A 19,962-nucleotide genomic window follows, 5' to 3' on the forward strand; every position below is an offset into this window, starting at 1 on the left:
GGTTTGTAAACTTGTCATGATCAATTCCTATAAATTGAGAATAGAGCGGCGGCGAGAACCGATCTCTTGCCCGTTGCGGACAAGCCAGCCGCCCCGTTTAAAAGAAAAGCGGTGCAAAACAGAACCATCCCAAAATTCCGTATAATCCCAAATATTTTTGATCTCGCAATCATAGCCTGTCGCTTTTCCAGCCGTTAAGCCTTCGCTATCGACTTTGACCAAGCGCCCTGTTACATCAATGGAATGTTCATGCTCACGCCCATCTTCTTCAGAGATCACATGTTTTTTGCCAGTGAATTTATGACGAAGACCAGGAGGACCACCAAAGATGCCGATAATTTCGGGGGTATGGCTGCGGATTTTCATTTGCAAGCCAAGGGCTTTGACACCAAGACCGCTCACATCAATTTGCATATCAGAGCCGCCCGGTTGATAGGTTTCTGTAATTTCTTCCAACGTGGGCAGTTTCAATGTTTCAAGATCAAGGTGAAGATTCACATCATCATCAACAATCAAGGTAAAACCGCGTACAATGCGTAAAGTCATGCTTTAACTCCTTGCTGCTTTGCGATAAGTTTCAAGCGTATCGCCAAATTGATAAGTCATTTTCTTTTGGATATCTTGCGCCAAACGGTCAAAATAAGCGCTATTGCGCCGGCTGCCGAAACTCAAATCTTCTAAAGGTGGCACTTCTTCTGCATCAAATTCCACCCGCAATTTTCCCAATTGTAAAGTGCTGTTGGAATTTAAATCGCGGTCAAACCAAACACGGCCACCCAAAAGCGCACCACGCGCAATCATATCATCAAGAAAGCTGGTCAAAGAGCGGGTAATGGCAATGACATGTTGACCAGTAAGGTTTTCATCATTCGCCCAAGGGCGCAAATTGTTAATGATGGTTTTTTCCAAGGCTGCACGGGTGCGCACCACATTGACAAAGCGCCACAATGGGTCACTGGAGGTGGTATGATTTCCCCATAAAATGCGCCCATTGGCAGCCATTTGCCCATGCGCATTTTGGCTAAGCCGTGCTGGAATAAAGGTCGCAATATCGGCTTGGTTAAGGCGATTTGCCTCATGATCGATTTCCCCATCAAAATAGCTAATGGGGCGTGCTGTCCCTAAAATGCCATGCACATCTTGGTTGGAGGGAGACCAAAAAACACCGCCCCTTTGCTTGTCACGTTTGATAAACATGGCTGCTGCAAAAGGACTTGCGGGTTTAACACTAACACCCCCCTCACGATTTGCCACCCGTACAAAGGGATCAATCAAATAACAAAAGCGTGAGGAAAAATCTGCACGATAGGCAAGACTTTCTTGCGTGTTTTTACCCCCCGTATCAAAAACCGCAATCGCTTGTAGCTTTTCTGCAACCTGTTCTAAAGCGTCTGCCACAGGGTTTTTGCCATTGTCAATCCGCCCTGCACTATAAGCCGGTGCTAAGAGAATTCCAGGTTCCACACCCAAATGCCCTCTAGCATGCGCTAAAGCATGCACACCCGTCAAGTGAGTATTGGATCCCACCATTTCGGTTTGTGTCTCAGCAATGGTTGATTTTTCTTCTACCCGCACAAGGATAATTTGTGCCTCAATCCCCTGTGCGCACACAGCATTAATAACATCAAGAGCTGTGCCTCTTGTTCCAAGCTTTTGGATTTTCTCCGTCTCATGCGTAAAAAGAAGGACAGGCTCGTTGAGGGGGTAGGTTTGTGCATCGGCATCAGGCGCTGTGACAACCGCCCCAATGGCGGTCTGATCAAATGTTGTTAAAGGACGCGATTTTTTACATTGATTAACCCTATTGACCTTAAATTATTGTCAAATACACAAAGTTATTCTTTATTTTGAGCTTTTCTTAATTCTGTAATGGGGACACCACCAATACCCCAATTGTCTGTCTCCACTTCATCAATCACGACAACAGTCGTTTTCGGATTTTTATTCAGAATATTAACTAATAATTGAGTTGCCCCTTCTATTAGTTGCCGTTTCTGTTCAGAGGTAACCCCTTCATTAGTAATTTTAATATTTATGTAAGGCATAAGATCTCCATAATTTACAAATATTGAATAAAAAAGCTCAAATAAATGAACGCAAAAAGATTAAATATTAATACATAATAACTATGCATTTTAAAGCTCGTATCCACCGGTGAAATATGCAGGCTACTGGAAGCAAAAATAGCATTTATTGATACAGGAGAAAGGAGTTGAGCTGCAATAAAGAAGCAAATCCAAACCAAATAATCCATAACCCCATAAGCCATCGATGACCCTAGTAAGGGAAATGCCAAACTAAATAGCACCATAGGGTGAATTCCTACTACACTGAAAATTGGCAATACAAAGAGAATACAGGCATAACGCTGCCAAACAGAGAGTGATGCCAATGAGTGACTAAACGTCACCGGCAACAAAGGAATAAGCAAATCACACGTAGATATTAGCAGACTACAACCTAGCAACAACATAATTTCACTGGATATACTGCGTATCACTGCCACCAAAGGAGTCAAAAAATCAATACTGCGTGAACTCCCACGCTCAATGAGGTATAGAATGCTCGCCGTCAATGCAATGCTTTTTAGTGCATTCAACTTGATAACTGTCAACGCAACGATAAATATTAGCCAGAAAAATATCAAAAAAATCCAAATTCTTACTCTCTCTCCTTCTTTATTCGCTCTTCTCTCATCGCAAATAATCGGGTTAGCTAGCGGTACAACAGGAGAAAGGCACAACAACAACAGACTAAATAGAAAAAGTGGTATCCCCAAGCAGCGGATGTGAATATTGGTGTTCTAGGCATAGCAGCGAAAACTGTTGCTGCACCGATGCTGGTCGGCATCAGTACCATCGTGATGCTCATCATTCGCATCACAATAGCGGCCAAATCGCGAGAGGGAAAAACACTTTTCTTCAAGGCATCAATCATTAGGGGGATAACCCCCAAACTCATCGGCCAAGCTAAAAACGCAGTCAGTATCGCGATGGACAGGGTAAGCGAACCCTTTCCATAGCGCATCAACCGTTCAGAGAGAAATTCTGAAATACGCCATGTATTCATCACATGGTGCAACAATCCCATAGCGAGTAATAGCCAAAAGACATCAGTAAAACGCACAAGCACAGTATGAACATCAGGCAAGTGCCAACGCCATATCAGCACTAAAGCACAAACCAACAGGATGAACACACCACTGCGTGCATTACCCTTCAACCACCAGTATGGTATCGTCAAAAGCAAATAACCGAAAACAGTCACTCCAGCCAATGGAATAAGAAACCAAGTTCTTATTGAGATAGACATAAGAAAAATGAATAGCATCGCCATTATAACGGATACGGAGGACATGCGTATCAGGAAGCTTTTTACATCATCAATGTACATTAATTATTGAATCTTTGACTGATTGGCAATTAAGAAGCTGCTCGTACATGTCAGTGACACAGTGCCCTGCATCCCGCAGTGCACGCGAATTAACTAAAGGCCTAGGCAAAATATATGTATAAAAATTGGGACCCTCTACTGGATTACCGACCACCCATAATGTATTTTGTACTTGTCCTTTAGTGTCTATAGGATGCTGCTGACAGCCAATATCAATACCACCAGGATGATATCCTTGGTTGATAAATGGTCGAATGATGCCCTGACCAGCCAAATTCTGGATAAAAGGGGACTCATCACGCAACGGAGAAAAACGATCAATCTTGGCCTTGATCAGCACATCTCCATCAACTGAACTGTTTTCATCTTGAAAAACAGACTGAATTTCGAAACGGCTGGTACTAGCATTGAGAACAAGTTTAGGTGAAGGTCCGCCAGCCAAAGTCACGATACCAGCCTCCATCAGAGCCCTCAACTCTTGGTTTCGCTGCATCGGTGGGCCGACAGAAATACGGTTAAAGTTTGGATTAAAATATTCAATAAAGTACTTGTGAGATGAAGACGTTAACCCGCAAAAATCAATTGCTGAACGTAAGATATCACGGACATCTCGTAGCACATCTGTAGCAGCTTTCACTGGGCCATCAACATTACCTGCAGCGGAAGAATGAAGATCGTCCTTCAAATGCTCCATGAAGAATCTTGTATAATCCTTCAAAGAGGCAAATATTTTATTTCGATAAGGATACAGCAACGCTTGAATACACTGCTCGTCTTTGGAAGTAACAACATAGGTTTCAGGGTCTAGCCAGTGCCCCAGCTGCGTACTTCGATAGACATAACACATTTCTTTAAGCAACAGAGGTAAAAGCTGCGTTTCGAAACCCAGCTTCGGAGAGCCGTTAGCAATGCTGGATTGCTTACGCAGATGATGTATTGCATCGAGAATAAGGAATGATGGTATGTATTGCCCACTACCACCCTTTTGATTAATCCCGCGACTACTAAAAGGCAATGTTTGACGAGAGAATAGAGCTGTCGCAGGTTCTTTGCCGCTTGGCATGTAGCGCAATTGTCCAGCATTTTCAGTAAAAGTCCCACCGCGACCGTAAGTCAATTGCGACAAGACATCATAGCTAGTTAATCCAATTCCCTGCACCAGCACACGAGACTGAGATTGTATAGAGTCCAACTTTTCAATTGGATAAGGATTCGAATAATAGTTCAGAAGAGCGTTTTTCATTTGGTGACCAGCCACAAACTGTTGCAGGCTTTCATCATGCGATGAATATATATTCATACCGTGACCCGTGGTCATGGAAACAAAATCTACACTGTAACGACAGCCATCTTCCAAAAGAACATCCGTTTTATGATCTTGGTGGATATGGAGATTGATAACTTTTTGTCGGATCTCCTTAATACGAATAGCGAAAGGTAAATCTTGCGTGAGCTCTTGGTAAGCCCAAGACAGGTATTCCCCTAACAAACGACGTGATAAATAATCATTTTCTTTGATTTCTCTCCCAACATCATGCTCTGTACGAGAAAAAACACCGTTAATATTACGATAACCTTGTTGACTAGCCCATTGATAAAAATTCGGCCCCTTATGAATAGGCCCTACCCCCTTAACTGTATCATCACCAAATAAAGTAATCTGGCAAGCGACAGTGTTAACCAATAAATGATCTGGCTGATGCACACTATGGGAACCAGTTCCCATCTCATTGGGATTAATCAATAATGTTTCCAGAAAATGGATAATGGGAATAAAGTGTGAGCAAGCGTTCGAGAATACTGATCCCACGAGGACCAACGCCCAAAATAGCGACTGTAGAGTGAAGCATTCTGTAATCTCCCCTAATAGAATAATTTGACTTTCACAAAATGTTTCAAAAAGAATGGAATAAATTCTCTGACTTTTTAGTGAAGATTGCGGATTTATGAAACGTCAACGACCTTTTTACAAAGACAATATTGACAGATTCCAGCAGCGGCAAAAAGCGCTACAGCACCACAGATAACGGAAAGCGCAATGGCATATGAACCAGACTGTAAAAAACTCGTCAAGAGAGGTCCTAATATTTGGCCAAAACCGTAAGTTAAGGTAGCCAAGCCTAGCAGATTTATACCATACGGCGCATATAAACGCTTAGCTAACGGCATAACTAAAGAAGTCGTCCCCATAAAAGTAAATCCAAACCCTATACAACTGAGAACGATCAGTACAAGAGACTGGCTGAATAATGTCAGTAATACGCATCCTCCTTGGATAAGCAAATTGAGCATCAGACAACGTAATACCCCCCACCGATGGGCTCCCCATAACCAAATGAAACAACTAGGAACAATGGCAATTCCGACAAACGACCATAAGTGGTTAGCAAGTAGTGGGAAATTAAATGTTTTCGCCATCAGAGGAAGATATGTCGCGACAATAATATAACCAAACCCAGCAAGCCCATAAATCAGAGCGAGTTCCCACCAAACGATATTTTCGTGTGCCAATGACTCATTAATAGCAAATTGAGACGCATCAACACGACGTGGAAATAAAATAAACAACAAGAGCAATAATACAACAGATATAAAACCAGCTCCAAACCAAATATTTTTCGCGTTCAGCGATTTACTCAAACCAATAATAACATACTCATTACCCAGCAGAATACCAACTCCCACACCTGCATAGAGCGAAGCAATAACCCACAGCTTGTGACTATGCTGCATAACCGTCATAGAACCAAAAATCATCATTGCTGCACTCGCGATACCGGCAGCAAAGCGGATAAAGAAGACCAAGTAAAAGTTTGTTGTTAACGCCATGGCAAAAATAAGTACACTCGTCACTATAGCTGCACCAAATAGCATGTAGGGAGCACGGGATATATTCCCAACTCTGCAAAACAAAAAAACATACTCCCAACTAAATAACCGCCATAATTAGCACTAGCTATATAAGAAAGTTGCTTAAAGGTAAACAATCCTTCATCCAACATAACTGGAAATACCGGCGTATAGAAAAATCGCCCAATTCCCATCCCCAAAATCATAATAATCATACCGAATACAGCGATTTTGAAATAACTCAAATCTTGACGATTATTTTCCCCCCATTACTCTTAATCCCTTAACTGATAGCTCCCTCATCCGCGTTCTATCTCATCGAGAGTAACACTTATCTCAGAGAATAAAAGCCAATCTAGCCATTTGTTTAAGTAATCAGAGCAACATATTGAGCGATTATTGTCAACATTACTGGATCAGTTATATGCATTTCATCGTTTTACACTCTGCTCCATGTATGATCTTCTCCCTACAAAGCTTCTTTTTCAGAAAAATAATGGCTGAAATTAAGCAGCAATAACAACGAGGAAATCAATAAGCACGCCCCCGTTCAAACATGACAATATCCCCTAAAGCTCTGCTTCATCAGGTATGACTAAAATATCCTTACAAGGTTGCGTTGTGTTCACATGGTGAACACCCTCAACCATCAAGCGGCTTAGTATCCAACTTAAAGAGAGATCAAGGACAAGCTTTTGCGCACGCGCCCATTCTGCTCTTAAATTCTGCTCCGCTCTTTCCAAAACAAAGGAGCCTTCATCCGGTAACAACCAAAAATCAATGATATTGAAGGGTATAAAGGCTACTTTTAATATAGCTTTGTTTTTTATCAGCAACAGTAAAAAGTTTGTTTTTTTATAAAAATTGAAATTTATTCATTTTTTATCGTATATTTTATGTTATCTTCTTTAAATTAATTAAAAGATCATAGAATATTAAACTGATAGGATGCATTTTTCTCAAGCGGCATTTTTAGAGAAATGTTGATTTAATCAGTGAAGACAAGCAATGAGCAAAGTTATAATGTGAAAAGACAGTATATAATGTTTTATGATCAATGATCTAAATTAGAGACATGAATTGGGGGAGTTTGATCTTTCTTACAGCACAGTAGCTCAAAAAAACAGTAGATGAAGTTTAAAATTCACCATTACCCATCATAAGATGAAAGCTTTTATCCCACGTTTGATTTTTTTAAACTATTTTCTTGTCCTATCTGTAATATCTAAAGAATATCTTCAAGCACTCATAAGCACTCTTTTAGGGTATCATTTCCATAATCAACGTAACGGTTATCGAGCTTCCATTCAAGATACTGTTTTGCAAAAGGAAATCGTCATTTCAGGATACGGAGGGATTTATGTATTTAGTCACAATGTATCATGCACCCTTCCTCTTATATCAGAAATTTAATTCTTAATCGTAATGACGTGATTAAAAAGCACCTTGCGAGACAATCTTTTTAATAAATTTTTAATAAATAAAGTAAAGATGAATTCTGAAAAAAACTTTTTTAGACGTAAAGTGATACGGAGAAACAGTCAGAAAGAAAGGGGGAGATTACAAATGTTGATGACTATAAAAAAAGATATCAAAAAATTACCAAAAACCGATTTATGGATCATTTGTGCTATTTCAGCTGATCAGCAAAGAGAATGGATCAGTAAATGGTGTATAAAAAATAAACAAGCCTCTATAAGTTCTAATTATGTCAATGATCTTGCCGTCCTAGGATCATTTTACAGATCTAGACAAAATGATTGCTATGAAAGCAACAGTCCCACAAGCAACTCCCCTCAAAAGATGACAATCTCATTTATGAGGCTTATGTTGCTCCTCATAATCACTTTAAAATTGCATCATTTGCTCTCATTAATACGCTTTGAAGTCCCATATGGACTAAGGGACCTTTTAAATTTTGGGATGGTTATGGAAGCCTTCTTTCCACTAATCCCTGAATGGGGATATGAAACTGCTACCTTTTCACAGAAAAATATTCTTTTCAATGAAAATTCTTATTGTACAATCTATGGAACAACACAATGAACAGAGCACGCACCCTTGCTCTCACCTATGGCTCCTATAATGCTGTCCGCATGCTGATCGGCGTTTACCATGCAATTTTTTTAATGTCCATGGGAGTGAATCTGGCGCAATTAGCTCTGCTTCAGGTTGTCTTTTCCACCACCATTCTGCTGCTTGATTTTCCCTGCGCTGTTTTATCTGACAGATATCGGCGTAAATATTCCGTTATGGCTGGGGTCTTTATGACAGGAGTATTTTATCTTCTATGCCTTCAAGCTCCCAATATGACAGCACTTATTATTGCGCAAATTCTCTATGCAGCAGGCATTTGCATCATTGTCAGCGCCATTGACGGATGGATTTACCATTCTCTAGGCGATAAACAGGATCACTTTTCGCATTATGCTCATCTCTACCACCAGGTTAACTCTTTTGGAAGTATTCTCAGTGGGATTGTAGGAATTGGAACGATCTATTACTCTGGACGATATTTTATGGGATATATCATCTCATGCCTCATGATGGGATTTATTTTTTTGATATTCCTTATTGTTCCTGAAGAAAAGAAAACGACAATTGAAACGTCCAAAACAAAAACAATCTTGCACAATGCCAAGGAAACGCTCTGGATATTTCAAAATACAGTAGGAGGAGCATGGTTTATTTTCCTCATGTGCCTTTTTAGCGCTGGTATTCAGATTATTTATCATTTCTGGCAACCAATAATACTTTTAGGGGGAAAAATTCATCACCTCAACGGTTCGCAAATGCTCGTCTTGATGTGCTGCCATATTGGAGCCTTTTCAGCACAATATTTTTCAAATTTGCTGATGTCTAAGTATCATGTTCTTGATAAAAAATATAAGAATTCTATAAAATATTTTTCCTTCTTTTCTGCGCTGATGTGCATAGCGCTCTATTTTTCAGTTCATAGCCATCAAACGGCTGCATCAGTCATCGCCTTCTCTTTAATCCATGGATTTATTTGCACTGTACCGATCGGTGCAAAAAGCTTATTTTTCTCAGAACTTAACCAAAAACAAACGCAGCATATTTCCGGTGTTGTTGGTGCTGTCTCTTTTAGCGGAAGAATATTTTCAATTACAGTATTGAGTATTATTTCTTTTCTTCCTGCAAAAGTTTCTCCATCTTACTACCTAATATTACCGACCATTACTTTTTTCATGTGTGGTTTGGTTGTCATGAGATGGATGAAACACTCTCAAAAGTCTCTATGAGAGGAAAACCATAACATTTCACCCACAATGTTTTCTTCTAAAAGAAATCTATAACTTTTTTGAGAGCATTGCCACATCCAACTTTCAATACACAATGCAAATATAAAGCAACACGTTGATTTATAATGATAATATACCAAACGCGAATATTGTAAGATTCTTTCTTTTCAAATCTGCTTTATGGTTGAAACAATCAAAATCATTTGCTTGCACATCATAAGCAAAGAAAGCCGTATAAATAAAAACGATTTAGAAAGGAAAAATGCCTTTTATGAACTCTCATAGTCAAAATCTATAACAACAGGAAGGCAGATATATAAGCAGATATATAATATGCCTCTTTGCATCTTCATAAGTATACAAATGATGTGGCTTTATAAGGCTTTATATGTCTCACAGAAACTTTTGTGTTTTATACCATTTACGAGGCAGCGTCGCAAAATGGGCTTATACACATTGCAAAGATATCTCTTTAAAACAAGCGCATAAATCGGCAATACAAGTATATTTGTGTTTAGAACATGCTTTTTATATGAGAGGCATAATCCCAACGGGATAAACAGAATTCCGATACACAGTCAACTGCTTTTATAACAATAGATGGCGGAGAGGAAGAGATTCGAACTCTCGAGAGCCTTTTGAGCCCTACTCCCTTAGCAGGGGAGCGCCTTCGACCACTCGGCCACCTCTCCAACAGAGAGGCATAAATGGTATCAACAGAAAGTTCAAGACATTTTCGATTTTTTTCCCAAATATCTGAAATTTTTTTCCTTTATTGATCCCATAAGGAGCAAAAGTTAATAAAACAAAAATTGTGTCTTTTTTACCACAGCATTTCGAATAGTACATGTATATATTACAAAAAGGTAATTTCATATTTGAAACTCTAAAAAGATTAGTTATAGCTAAGATAACAAGTGCTGCGTATTTTACTTATGTCTTTGTCCTTAATGCGTTAGGCAAATGGTACTCTTTAGAAGAAATTTAACCGGACCTCGGAGATCCCATATGAATATTAAATCCCTCTTTTTAAGCTCTACAGCAGCTTTTTTAGCAATTTCTGGAGCACATGCTGCTTCAACAGTTATCGCCGAACCTGAGCCTGTAGAATATATTCGCGTTTGTGATGCCTACGGAAAAGGATATTTTTATATCCCTGGAACAGAAACCTGCATGCGTTTATCAGGAAATGTTCGTACTGATTTTATAGGCGGTGATAATATCGATGCAACAACCGAAACTGAACTAAGAGACAAAAGAAAAACCTATGGCGCATCATCACGGCTCACCCTTGTTTTTCAAGCAGCTTCTGAAACAGAAATGGGAACACTTCGTTCATATGCAAGAATTTATTCAAGCTGGGGTGATGGTAATGATAAAGCTGGTGCAAGGCTTGCAGCAGCTTACATTGAACTGGGTGGTTTTCGCGTAGGTCTTGATGATACAATTTTCAACAGTTGGACTGGTGGTTATGGAAATGTTCTCAATGATGACAGCATAGCGCCTGCCGGCACAACACGCACTAATTTTATTTCCTACACCTTTAATGGTGATTCCGGCTTTTCTGCTATTATCGGCGCTGAATTAGGCAATATTGCAGATTCTCTTCCAGGAATAACAGGATACTACATTGATAAAGATGATAAGCTTGTTTCTATCACTGAGGGTACTCTTCCAAGTAAAGCCATTAAAAATTACACCCCGAATGTGGTTTTGGGTATAAAGTTCATGCAAAAATGGGGTGGTTTTTCAGCAGTTGCAGCATATGATACTTACTACAAAAAGTGGGCTGGAAAAGTACGTGCAGATTTCAATGTCAACGATCGTTTCAATCTATGGGTAATGGCTGGCTATAAAAATGGCCTTGATTACTACACAGTAAATGCAAATGATGAGTTATCACGAAAAAGCACAACAATTTATGCAAACTGGGGTGGTAAATGGGCTGCTTGGGCGGGTGCCACTTACAAGCTTACTCCAAAAGCAAATTTGAATGCTCAAGTTTCTTATAGTGCTGTAAAAACCTTTGCAACTTCTGTAAATATTACATACACGCTGGTTCCAGGATTTGTGATTACACCTGAATTAACCTATGTTAATTGGAATGATGATCGCGTTGTGACGGATAAAAATAATAATGAAAAACATTTATTCAATAAGAAAAGTGCTTTTCAAGGTATGATCCGTTTACAGCGTTCATTCTAATCCTATTTAAGCTACAGCTTTTAAAAACTGGCAACATGGTTTGCCAGTTTTTATTTTTGAAATCAAATATCATGAATATCTTTTCCTGATACGTATTGTCTTGTCTCTCGAAAAAAAACCGCCTTAGTTTCATAAAACTACTCTTAGAAGATTAACCTGATATGCTTGATAAGAGCACCTCACACGGGCGTTTACACATTACTTCAAACACAATCTCTTCCTTGCCCTTTAAAGCATGAATAACCCCTTTGCTTTATGACCAAATTGGTCTTTCTTGGTAATTTACTTCTAACCTTTGTTAATTTAGGTCATGATCTTCTCAAATAAATTCTACACTGAACAGATAAACTATTGAAAAAACAAGACATCATTGTGTTTTTGATATGCCTGAATGTGTCTTCTATCAACACTATAAAACACAATGTTTTATAACACGGCTTCATTAAAAAACTTAATCATCAAGAAACATGCTGTCAAAACGATGCAAATATTCCCTAAAGCAATAAAAGAGAAAAGCGATATATCTTCAAAAAATGAATTGACCTCTTCCCCTTCTAAAGAATAGAGCCTCCTATCAGGAGCAATCTGTAAATACCCCTATTTTTCCTGAACCTACATCACATTGATTTATAATCATAATTTTTTATTTTTCATGTTTCAATCAACCAAAACCTGTCACTTGTACACGACAAGCGGAGAGAGCCGTGTGAATAAAAACGAGTAAAGAAAATCCTTTTATGAATCGTTTTAAATTCCAAGGGTTGTCGTAACATTGAGATCTGACAAAATGTACGATAATGCTAGGCACTTTTATTAAGCATAAAAATGAGGATACACTTCATAGAGGATTTTAGATTATATTCTCTATGAACGTCGCTGTAAAATATATGTTGTGATACACACTAAAAGACATTTCTTTAAAACAAGCATGGAAATATACAATACAAATCCATTTTATTTGAAGCGTTTTACCCTGCGTAAGGAACATGCCATGATATACGCAACATCTTGACTTTACGCGTTTTTAAAGGAAGAAAAGAAACAGTAAAATTTAATCTCTGCAAATCATAGAGCTTTCAGAGTTATGTTTCCATAAAACGCCTTATACCGTACAGGGGATTTTTTACACGATTAATGCCCTTTTTACATAAAGCCAATTGGCAAAAAGCAGCCTTTCCTGATAATAAAAAGGCTTACACGTAATCATAAGCCATATTTTCAATTAAAACGCATTGAATTCACGGAAAATACTTATCAACCAATGCATAAAGAATTGCTGCTGTTTCAACATCTAGAATCCCATCATAATTTTCTTGACGAAAATGAAGTTGAAATGCTCGGATCAAATCTTTGTATCCTGTTTGGGTACACGCAGCAGAAATGTCATATCCATAACATTTTAGCTTCGCCAAAACATCTTCTTTGGGTGGCAAATTCTTAGAGAATTGCTCTTGATAATGACTTTTTAGTTCATCATCATACCATGCTCCTATACCTGCGCTATAAAGTTCTCTCCATGGAAAAGCTGCTCCTGGATCACTTTTTCTTCCAATGGCAATATCACTATGTCCCACAACATCTGTTGGCATAATATCAGGATACCGTTGAAAAATATTCAAGGCAAGTTCCTTAACAGCATCAATTTGTATTGGATTATAAGGAGGAAACATACCCGTCCCATCATGATAAGTCGCTAAATTAACGATTTCAATCCCGATAGATGCATCATTGAGATGACTATGCCCAGCCCATGAACTCACACCCGCATGCCATGCACGCTCATTTTCATCAACCAGATTAAAAATACGCATATCCTTAAAGCCTGCCTCACGATATGTCTGCTCTGAAGGATCAGGAACAAGATAGTGTGCACTAACCTTTTCTCCTGTAAGCGCCATAATCGAGGCTTTAAAATCAATAGCCGTATAATGCATAACGAGAAAATGAACGCGACGACTAAAACTTTTGACAGAACGATAACTGTTGTAATCAATCTGATACATAAAAGCCCTTTCTTTTTTGCTTAAAAAACCACTGCGCATCACAACAGATAGAATACGAACTGTTAAAAAATGCAATAAACTTCCCATCTAGATACTAAGAATTACGACTAAAATTTGTTCATCAAAAATATTGACACTCTTATCAACAATTAAGACCACATTTTTATTTTTCTCCCACACACGCATAAAATGTTTTTAACCACATTAAATATTTTCCCCAAAAAAATTCCTACAAATTACCAATCAAAAAGAAAACAAAAGCGTAAAATGATCACTCCTTAAATCTTCACGTCTTACAGAAAAAATAGTTCTTCCTGTTATCAAATTGAAAAATCTCACCCCTCGGAAGTGAACACCCAACGATCATGCAATCACACAAAAACTTAAAGGAAAAATTTTATGAGCTCTTTACAGCAATTTATTATCAGATAACAGAACGGCACATGTTCGCAATAAACTCTTCACGGACATATTGTTCAATAAAATTTGCAAAGCTTTCCTGTAAATGACACGACTTCTTGTCTTTTCACACCATCACTTTTTGATTTACAAAGAATCTTAATTATCTACAACGCTTGCGGTACATGACGTCTCTGGATTCCTTGTCATCAGCTCCATGAAAGATAACATCTTGATTTATAATCATAATTAATCATTATAAATATTGAATATAGCGAGCCTAATATCGTAAAGTTTTTCTTAATCTTGAATCAATCAAAGTCATTTAATGACACATCAAAAGAAAAATTATCCTATAGACAAAAACCACTGAAGAAAAGGATCAAAATACTTCCTATAATAGAACGTTTAATAATTTAAGCAATATTGTTACATCCCCATAGAGTTTCATTTTTTCTTCTCCGTTTTCAAATATCTTTTTAAGACAGCCCAAGCTGCATATTCTTGTAAGACGACACCTAAAAGTGGTCGCGTATAGGGAAAAGTAATATAATCCTCACCATAACCTTTCATCCGTATAGTTATGGTAGCATGTCCAAGGCTTTCTGCTTGATTTTCTAATGTCTCCAAAGAAGGCTCTAGGCTCACTTCAACCTCAAGCAGTGGAATATCTTGTTTACCTTTTTCTATGGGCTGAAAATATTTTAAAAGCAGCGGATCATTGGCAGACCAATGAACCTCTGCATGCATCGCTAATTGTTTACAAGCAGTAGTAACTTCTGCCCCAACTAAATAGGGGTGAAAATGATTTTCAAATGCTTCCACGAAATGTTGTTCCAAGAGCGCTTCTGATTGAGCAACCAGTTGCACCAAAACATAGGGGCTTTTCCATAAAAAATGCCGTTCAAAGGGTTCATTTTCAAGATGATCATCAACCCACTGCGCAATAGTACTTTCATCAATTCCAATCAAAGTCCATGCATACTCCGCACGCGATACAGAAAAATATTTCTTCTCGTTGTGTTCTAAATAATTCTCTAAAAGCGCAAGAGCCTGTGATGGTGGACCAGGCAAAACAACAAGTGTACTTCCATCGCAAGAGAGATAAAACCCTGGTGCTGTGCCTGTAGGATTATCAAGCACAGTTGCTGTCTCAGGAAACAATGCTTGACGTGCATTACTCTTATCCGCCGTAATCCCTAATCGTTGTAATTGACCTTTTATTGTTTGCCAAACATCTTCATGATGTACCAAAGGCTGCTTTACAGCTTGAGCAACTCCATCGCGTGTTTTATCATCTGATGTTGGTCCCAATCCCCCACTGATAATGATAAGATCTTCTTGTCCAAGACAAGAAACAACAGTCTCACTGATTTGCTGTAATTGATCAGCACAAACAAAATGACGTGTGACTTGAATATTTCTCTTGTTCAAGCTTTGGCTTAAATCTTGTAAATTCGTATTCAAATATTGTCCTGAAAGGAGTTCATCACCAATAGTAATAATGGCAGCACGATGAACAAAGACAGAATTCATAAGAGAATTGCGAACAGCTTCAGCCATTTGACGGGTAGAGGCTATACCTCCAAGATCATAGGTAACGGTTTTTCCAGCACGAATAACCTGATCAACACTCTCAGACAGTTGTTTTGCTGCATCTTTAAAGCCTAAGTGCTCTAAGAGTAAAGCCGTGGTATAAAGCATCGCAGAAGGATTTGCTTTATTTTGTCCAGCAATACGTGGTACGCTTCCATGAACAGGTTCAAAATAAGCAATCTCGCTCCCCACATTCGCATGAGATGCAAGCCCCAATCCCCCCATTATCCCAGAGCCAAGATCAGAAAGAATATTGCCAAACATATTTTCAGCAACAATCACACCAAACCGCTCTGGCTTGGTTGCAATCCACAAAGCAACCGCATCAACATTATGAATATCTGCTTCAATTTCCGGATAGTTTTGCGCAATTTTCTCAAAAATTTCCTGAGCAAACTGACCACTTTCTCGCATAACATTGGGCTTATCAGCAAAAGTAACTCGCCTAAAGCTATATTTCCTTGCATAAGAAAAAGCGTATTCAAATAACCGCTCTAAACCAAAGCGTGTCTGCAAACGGACTGTCCACGCAGCTTCCTCAAGCCCATATTTTGTCAAATTTGGATGTTTTAGCCAAACGGCTGTTTCAGGAGAAATACCCCGAAAATCCAATCCAGCATAAAGGCCTTCACTATTTTCTCTGATAACACAAAAATGAAAAGGTTTTCTCGGACCAAAGATGTATCTTACAGGACGTATATTCGCAAACAAACCTAACTTTTGGCGAAGTTGAAGTGCGGGAGAAACATAGGCAAGGTTTTTCTCTTTTAAATGCGGAGCAAGTTCTTTTAAAGCCGCTTCTTTTCCTTTACTGGTCACAGTACCAAGTAAAATAGCATCACTCTGAGTAATTTTTTGCCAAGTCGCTTGAGGAACAGAAGCTCCTTCCTGTTTCCAACATTCAAAACCAATATCACCATAAGTCAATTCAATCGGCAATTGGAATTGCTCTAAAACCATCAACGCAGCATCACAAACCTCTGGTCCTATCCCATCACCAGGTAATACAAGAACTTTCTTTTTCATAATCCCTCCAGCCACTCATCAATAACTGCATCCGTCATAGTAGGATTATCCTCCCACAAACGCGTACCAGCACCAGAGATAATCTTATATTCATGGTTCAGATTATGACTTTTCGTCTGATTATTTACCGTTGCAAGTTGCGACTTTTCTCCCACTAAAGCTAAAAACTTCCCCTTATACTTAACTATCTCATCTCTAGCATCTATTTCTAATAAGAGTTTAAAGCCTCTTGTCATGCGTTCAATTGCCAAGCTTTTTTGTTTATCGGGAATCTCCAATAAAACTCTTTTTTTCATAACGCCAGAAGGATGCATAAAACCATTGAGTATTTCCAAAGCCCCCGATAAATCATTATTTTCTAAGGAGGCAAGAATATCTCCAAGGCGCCGTTGCAAAACCTTATCTGGATAGCCAGGCGCATTCACAGCAAGCACAGCTTGAACATTGGGAAGCTGGGCTGCCAATATTTGTACCAATGTTCCAGCCATAGAAAATCCCACAAGCACTGCGGGCTCTTTAAAATAGCTTTTAAGTTTTTCTGCCATAAAAGATAAAATGTCTACAGCAGAATAATTGAGAACATGAGAACTCTTAGGAAAAAGAGAAAGCGTATCCAGCAGAGTGACAGGGAATCCTTTTGTTGAACATAGCTTTGTCAATGGAGAACAAAAAACACCACCATCCCAAATTGGCATTACAGGAGAAAGAATAATAATAGGAAGGCTCATTGATCAATTCCTCCCCTTATTTTTAAACATGCATTAGAGCCAGAAATTTTCCCACCCAATATAATGAAAATATGTTGAAACTCTAGGCTCATATTCTCCCCCCATAATAATCGATTTGTTAAACTCAAACTAAGCTTGTAACAAATTTTAAATCCACTCAATCCAGCAACTTAATAAAAAAAATTCATCTAATGTACAGGTGCCCCATTTGTGTAAAACATCAAAAGCATTTCCGCATAATGCTTTCTTTTTATCATTTACTCAGCTTATTTCTGAAGTCATAAAATGACGCGCTTTTTGAATATAAATGATAAAACCAATCATACAACACACAGCTAACAAAGTTGCCATAGCCCGTGGGCTATGACCAGAGATTTTTCCGATAACCGCTGCACTGAGTGCCGCACTTCCTAATTGCAAAGATCCCATAACACCAGAAGCCGCTCCCGCAGCTTTCGGATGCGATGAAATAGCCAACGCTGTTCCTAACGGCAATAAAAAACCATTGCCAAAAGTAAGAACAGCAATAGCCATAAAACTTGTCACAAGGGGCCATGGGCTTAGATACATTTGCAAAGCAAACAGCACACCACCTATCACAAAAATAATGTACCCTCTGCCCACAGTTTTTTCCATAGACTCGCGTTCAAAAAACCATCGCGCCAAAAGATTTCCCAAAATATAGGGAAACGAGACACCAATATAGCTATAACTAATGTGTATCGGTGATAACCCCAAAGTCGTGAGTAAAAAAGGCGACTCCACAATATAAGCAAAATAGGCTGCGTAAGAAAAACACGGAATAAGTGCATAAAAAATAAATTGTTTATTTCTGAAAACGCCTAAATATGCCTTCATCAATCCTATAGGAGAAAAATGCTGCCGTTTTTGAGGGGGGAGAGTTTCGCTTAGCACAAAACAACATAGCAAAATGGTCAAAAATATAAAAAAGCTTAAAAAGATAAAAGTTGCCTGCCAATGAAAAGCCTGTATCAAAAGTCCACCAATGAAAGGTGCAAGTGCTGGCGACATTCCAATAAAAGGGAAAACAATCAAATAAAGTTTTCCAGCCGCTTTTTTATCCAACAAATCATTGATAATTGCACGACTTAAGACAAGTCCCGCACAAGCACCAAGACCTTGCAAAAAACGTAACACAAGAAAAGCGTGAATATGAACCGTATAAATCACACCAAGTGTCGTAAATAACCACAAGAATAAGCCCAATAGAAGTGTTTTTTTACGCCCAAAATTATCACTCAGCGGCCCATAAATGAGCTGTCCAAGTGCCAATGCCAACAAAAAAACCGCCACTGCACTTTGAATTTGAGATTGTGTCACTTGATAATATTGACGCATATCGCCCAGTGCCGGTAAAAAAATATCGGTAGAAATCAATCCTCCCGTCGATAAACATACGATAAGTATAATAAATAGCAAGTTATATTTATGAGTCATAAAGAAAATCACACTTTTTAGGTAGTTATTAAATAGTATTTAATTAAATATAATTATATTTTATGCTTATATATGCAAATAATAATTATTAAAAGTGTTATTATTTTACTTTATAAAAATATTATTTTTCTTATAGAAAGCATTTTATTTTACAAACTTCACGAGCTAAAAAGTTATTCCCTAACTAAGCTCTCCTGTACAAATACTTTGCCGTAATCTTCCGCTGCTTTTTTCATTGATATTATAAGCAAAAGCATAATCTCTCTCTCCACGGCAACAGTCCCACTTTCTATACAATATCCATCAAAGTTGATCGACAAAACGCAAAGCAGAAAAACAATCTCTAACGTCTCTACCCCAAAATCACTATGGTATAAACACGGCGCATAACACAACAATAGCTTGAAGCCCCTATCAACACAAATAATTGTGTAAAAAATCTTGATCTATCCCCTATACCATAAAATATAATGCTTTCTCTGCAAACCAACTCACAACCAAATATATCTTACTCATTTCATAAAACTCTTCATCTAAGATAAATATCAAAAAATTATCGTGTAACATATTAACAAATATGATGTCATAACAATTCAATAAGCTTTTTATTTAACTTAATCCATGATCTTTTATAACACTATGAATTGAACATTACTGATATTTATTTTTATCTTCAAATGCGCCTTCTAATCTCATTTTATAAATATTCTTCCCATAAAAACAGTAACACTTTTATAAAAATAAGCAGATATACCCCCTACTTTATAAGCTAGAAACCAATAAACGATAGTATCCAGTTTTTTTAAATTATTCTCTCTCATGAGAAATTCGATGATAATATGATAATAGTATACGGATAGCCCGCTTTTTTTCAGACATAAGTGAGGTCTTTTGGATTGTATAGCCACATTTTACTTCTCATAACAAACATTTGTTTAAAGTATTTTCCTATTCCTTTTTAGCGGCTCTATATCCCTTTTGGAACATAATTAGCAAAAAGGCATTGTATCTCCAGCATATTCAAGGAGATAAAACATGGAA

At 38.1% G+C, this 19,962-nt stretch carries 13 protein-coding genes, 1 tRNA gene and 2 pseudogenes; 3 read left to right on the forward strand and 13 right to left on the reverse strand.

Features of this window, described 5'->3' with window-relative positions:
- Nucleotides 1-27: 27 nt before the first annotated feature.
- The 8 genes and pseudogenes from ACFINW_RS08650 to ACFINW_RS08685 form a co-directional block, all read right to left on the reverse strand.
- Nucleotides 28-546, reverse strand: coding sequence for a phage major tail tube protein (locus ACFINW_RS08650; RefSeq protein WP_375621887.1), 519 nt, complete (start codon nt 544-546; stop codon nt 28-30).
- A 3-nt stretch (nt 547-549) separates the two neighbouring features.
- Nucleotides 550-1,749 (reverse strand): phage tail sheath family protein, encoded by a 1,200-nt coding sequence (locus tag ACFINW_RS08655; protein ID WP_375674190.1) that lies wholly within the window; start codon nt 1,747-1,749, stop codon nt 550-552.
- 86 nt (nt 1,750-1,835) lie between these two features.
- Nucleotides 1,836-2,045 (reverse strand): 2-hydroxymuconate tautomerase family protein, encoded by a 210-nt coding sequence (locus ACFINW_RS08660; RefSeq protein WP_375607418.1) that lies wholly within the window; start codon nt 2,043-2,045, stop codon nt 1,836-1,838.
- Nucleotides 2,046-2,059: 14 nt separating this feature from the next.
- The gene (locus ACFINW_RS08665) at nt 2,060-2,743 is read right to left on the reverse strand and encodes a hypothetical protein (protein WP_375674182.1); all 684 of its coding nucleotides are present in this window, start codon (nt 2,741-2,743) and stop codon (nt 2,060-2,062) included.
- Nucleotides 2,716-3,312, reverse strand: a complete 597-nt coding sequence (locus ACFINW_RS08670; RefSeq protein ID WP_375674184.1) for a hypothetical protein — start codon at nt 3,310-3,312, stop codon at nt 2,716-2,718. The genes ACFINW_RS08665 and ACFINW_RS08670 overlap by 28 nt, the downstream gene beginning before the upstream one ends.
- 70 nt (nt 3,313-3,382) lie before the next feature.
- The gene (locus ACFINW_RS08675) at nt 3,383-5,137 is read right to left on the reverse strand and encodes an FAD/NAD(P)-binding protein (RefSeq protein WP_375674186.1); all 1,755 of its coding nucleotides are present in this window, start codon (nt 5,135-5,137) and stop codon (nt 3,383-3,385) included.
- A gap of 200 nt (nt 5,138-5,337) precedes the next feature.
- A pseudogene (locus tag ACFINW_RS08680) lies at nt 5,338-6,458 on the reverse strand (YbfB/YjiJ family MFS transporter).
- A gap of 316 nt (nt 6,459-6,774) precedes the next feature.
- A pseudogene (locus tag ACFINW_RS08685) lies at nt 6,775-7,022 on the reverse strand (baseplate assembly protein); the annotation flags it as partial.
- Nucleotides 7,023-7,815: 793 nt separating this feature from the next.
- Between ACFINW_RS08685 and ACFINW_RS08690 the strand changes: the two are divergent.
- Both ACFINW_RS08690 and ACFINW_RS08695 read left to right on the forward strand, forming a co-directional pair.
- The gene (locus ACFINW_RS08690) at nt 7,816-8,289 is read left to right on the forward strand and encodes a hypothetical protein (RefSeq protein ID WP_375621715.1); all 474 of its coding nucleotides are present in this window, start codon (nt 7,816-7,818) and stop codon (nt 8,287-8,289) included.
- Nucleotides 8,286-9,506 (forward strand): MFS transporter, encoded by a 1,221-nt coding sequence (locus ACFINW_RS08695; protein ID WP_375641051.1) that lies wholly within the window; start codon nt 8,286-8,288, stop codon nt 9,504-9,506. The genes ACFINW_RS08690 and ACFINW_RS08695 overlap by 4 nt, the downstream gene beginning before the upstream one ends.
- A gap of 601 nt (nt 9,507-10,107) precedes the next feature.
- Here the strand turns inward: ACFINW_RS08695 and ACFINW_RS08700 are convergent.
- Nucleotides 10,108-10,198: transfer RNA gene (locus ACFINW_RS08700), tRNA-Ser, on the reverse strand.
- Between the two features lie 316 nt (nt 10,199-10,514).
- On the opposite strand from ACFINW_RS08700, the gene ACFINW_RS08705 reads away from it, so the two are divergent.
- Nucleotides 10,515-11,711 carry a porin gene (locus ACFINW_RS08705; protein ID WP_375621717.1) on the forward strand — a complete coding sequence of 399 codons (1,197 nt, stop codon included), beginning with the start codon at nt 10,515-10,517 and terminating at the stop codon, nt 11,709-11,711.
- A 1,238-nt stretch (nt 11,712-12,949) separates the two neighbouring features.
- Here the strand turns inward: ACFINW_RS08705 and ACFINW_RS08710 are convergent.
- From ACFINW_RS08710 to ACFINW_RS08725, 4 genes are all read right to left on the reverse strand, one after another.
- Complete coding sequence (locus tag ACFINW_RS08710) at nt 12,950-13,714, reverse strand: N-acetylmuramoyl-L-alanine amidase (RefSeq protein ID WP_375612480.1); 765 nt, start codon at nt 13,712-13,714, stop codon at nt 12,950-12,952.
- Nucleotides 13,715-14,560: 846 nt separating this feature from the next.
- The gene (locus tag ACFINW_RS08715) at nt 14,561-16,735 is read right to left on the reverse strand and encodes an isocitrate/isopropylmalate family dehydrogenase (RefSeq protein ID WP_375674188.1); all 2,175 of its coding nucleotides are present in this window, start codon (nt 16,733-16,735) and stop codon (nt 14,561-14,563) included.
- Nucleotides 16,732-17,463, reverse strand: a complete 732-nt coding sequence (locus ACFINW_RS08720; protein ID WP_375630347.1) for an alpha/beta fold hydrolase — start codon at nt 17,461-17,463, stop codon at nt 16,732-16,734. The genes ACFINW_RS08715 and ACFINW_RS08720 overlap by 4 nt, the downstream gene beginning before the upstream one ends.
- 261 nt (nt 17,464-17,724) lie before the next feature.
- Complete coding sequence (locus tag ACFINW_RS08725) at nt 17,725-18,921, reverse strand: multidrug effflux MFS transporter (RefSeq protein ID WP_375641053.1); 1,197 nt, start codon at nt 18,919-18,921, stop codon at nt 17,725-17,727.
- Between the last annotated feature and the right edge of the window lie 1,041 nt (nt 18,922-19,962).

Source organism: Bartonella sp. AA18HLJMS (assembly GCF_042197245.1).
GTDB lineage: Bacteria > Pseudomonadota > Alphaproteobacteria > Rhizobiales > Rhizobiaceae > Bartonella.

Bases quoted from the DNA above. Each gene is read 5' to 3' on its own strand.
- ACFINW_RS08650 (WP_375621887.1), bottom strand. From the start codon at position 546: ATGACTTTACGCATTGTACGCGGTTTTACCTTGATTGTTGATGATGAT.
- ACFINW_RS08660 (WP_375607418.1), bottom strand. From the start codon at position 2,045: ATGCCTTACATAAATATTAAAATTACTAATGAAGGGGTTACCTCTGAA.
- ACFINW_RS08670 (WP_375674184.1), bottom strand. From the start codon at position 3,312: ATGTCTATCTCAATAAGAACTTGGTTTCTTATTCCATTGGCTGGAGTG.
- ACFINW_RS08690 (WP_375621715.1), top strand. From the start codon at position 7,816: ATGACTATAAAAAAAGATATCAAAAAATTACCAAAAACCGATTTATGG.
- ACFINW_RS08695 (WP_375641051.1), top strand. From the start codon at position 8,286: ATGAACAGAGCACGCACCCTTGCTCTCACCTATGGCTCCTATAATGCT.
- ACFINW_RS08705 (WP_375621717.1), top strand. From the start codon at position 10,515: ATGAATATTAAATCCCTCTTTTTAAGCTCTACAGCAGCTTTTTTAGCA.
- ACFINW_RS08710 (WP_375612480.1), bottom strand. From the start codon at position 13,714: ATGTATCAGATTGATTACAACAGTTATCGTTCTGTCAAAAGTTTTAGT.
- ACFINW_RS08715 (WP_375674188.1), bottom strand. From the start codon at position 16,735: ATGAAAAAGAAAGTTCTTGTATTACCTGGTGATGGGATAGGACCAGAG.
- ACFINW_RS08720 (WP_375630347.1), bottom strand. From the start codon at position 17,463: ATGAGCCTTCCTATTATTATTCTTTCTCCTGTAATGCCAATTTGGGAT.
- ACFINW_RS08725 (WP_375641053.1), bottom strand. From the start codon at position 18,921: ATGACTCATAAATATAACTTGCTATTTATTATACTTATCGTATGTTTA.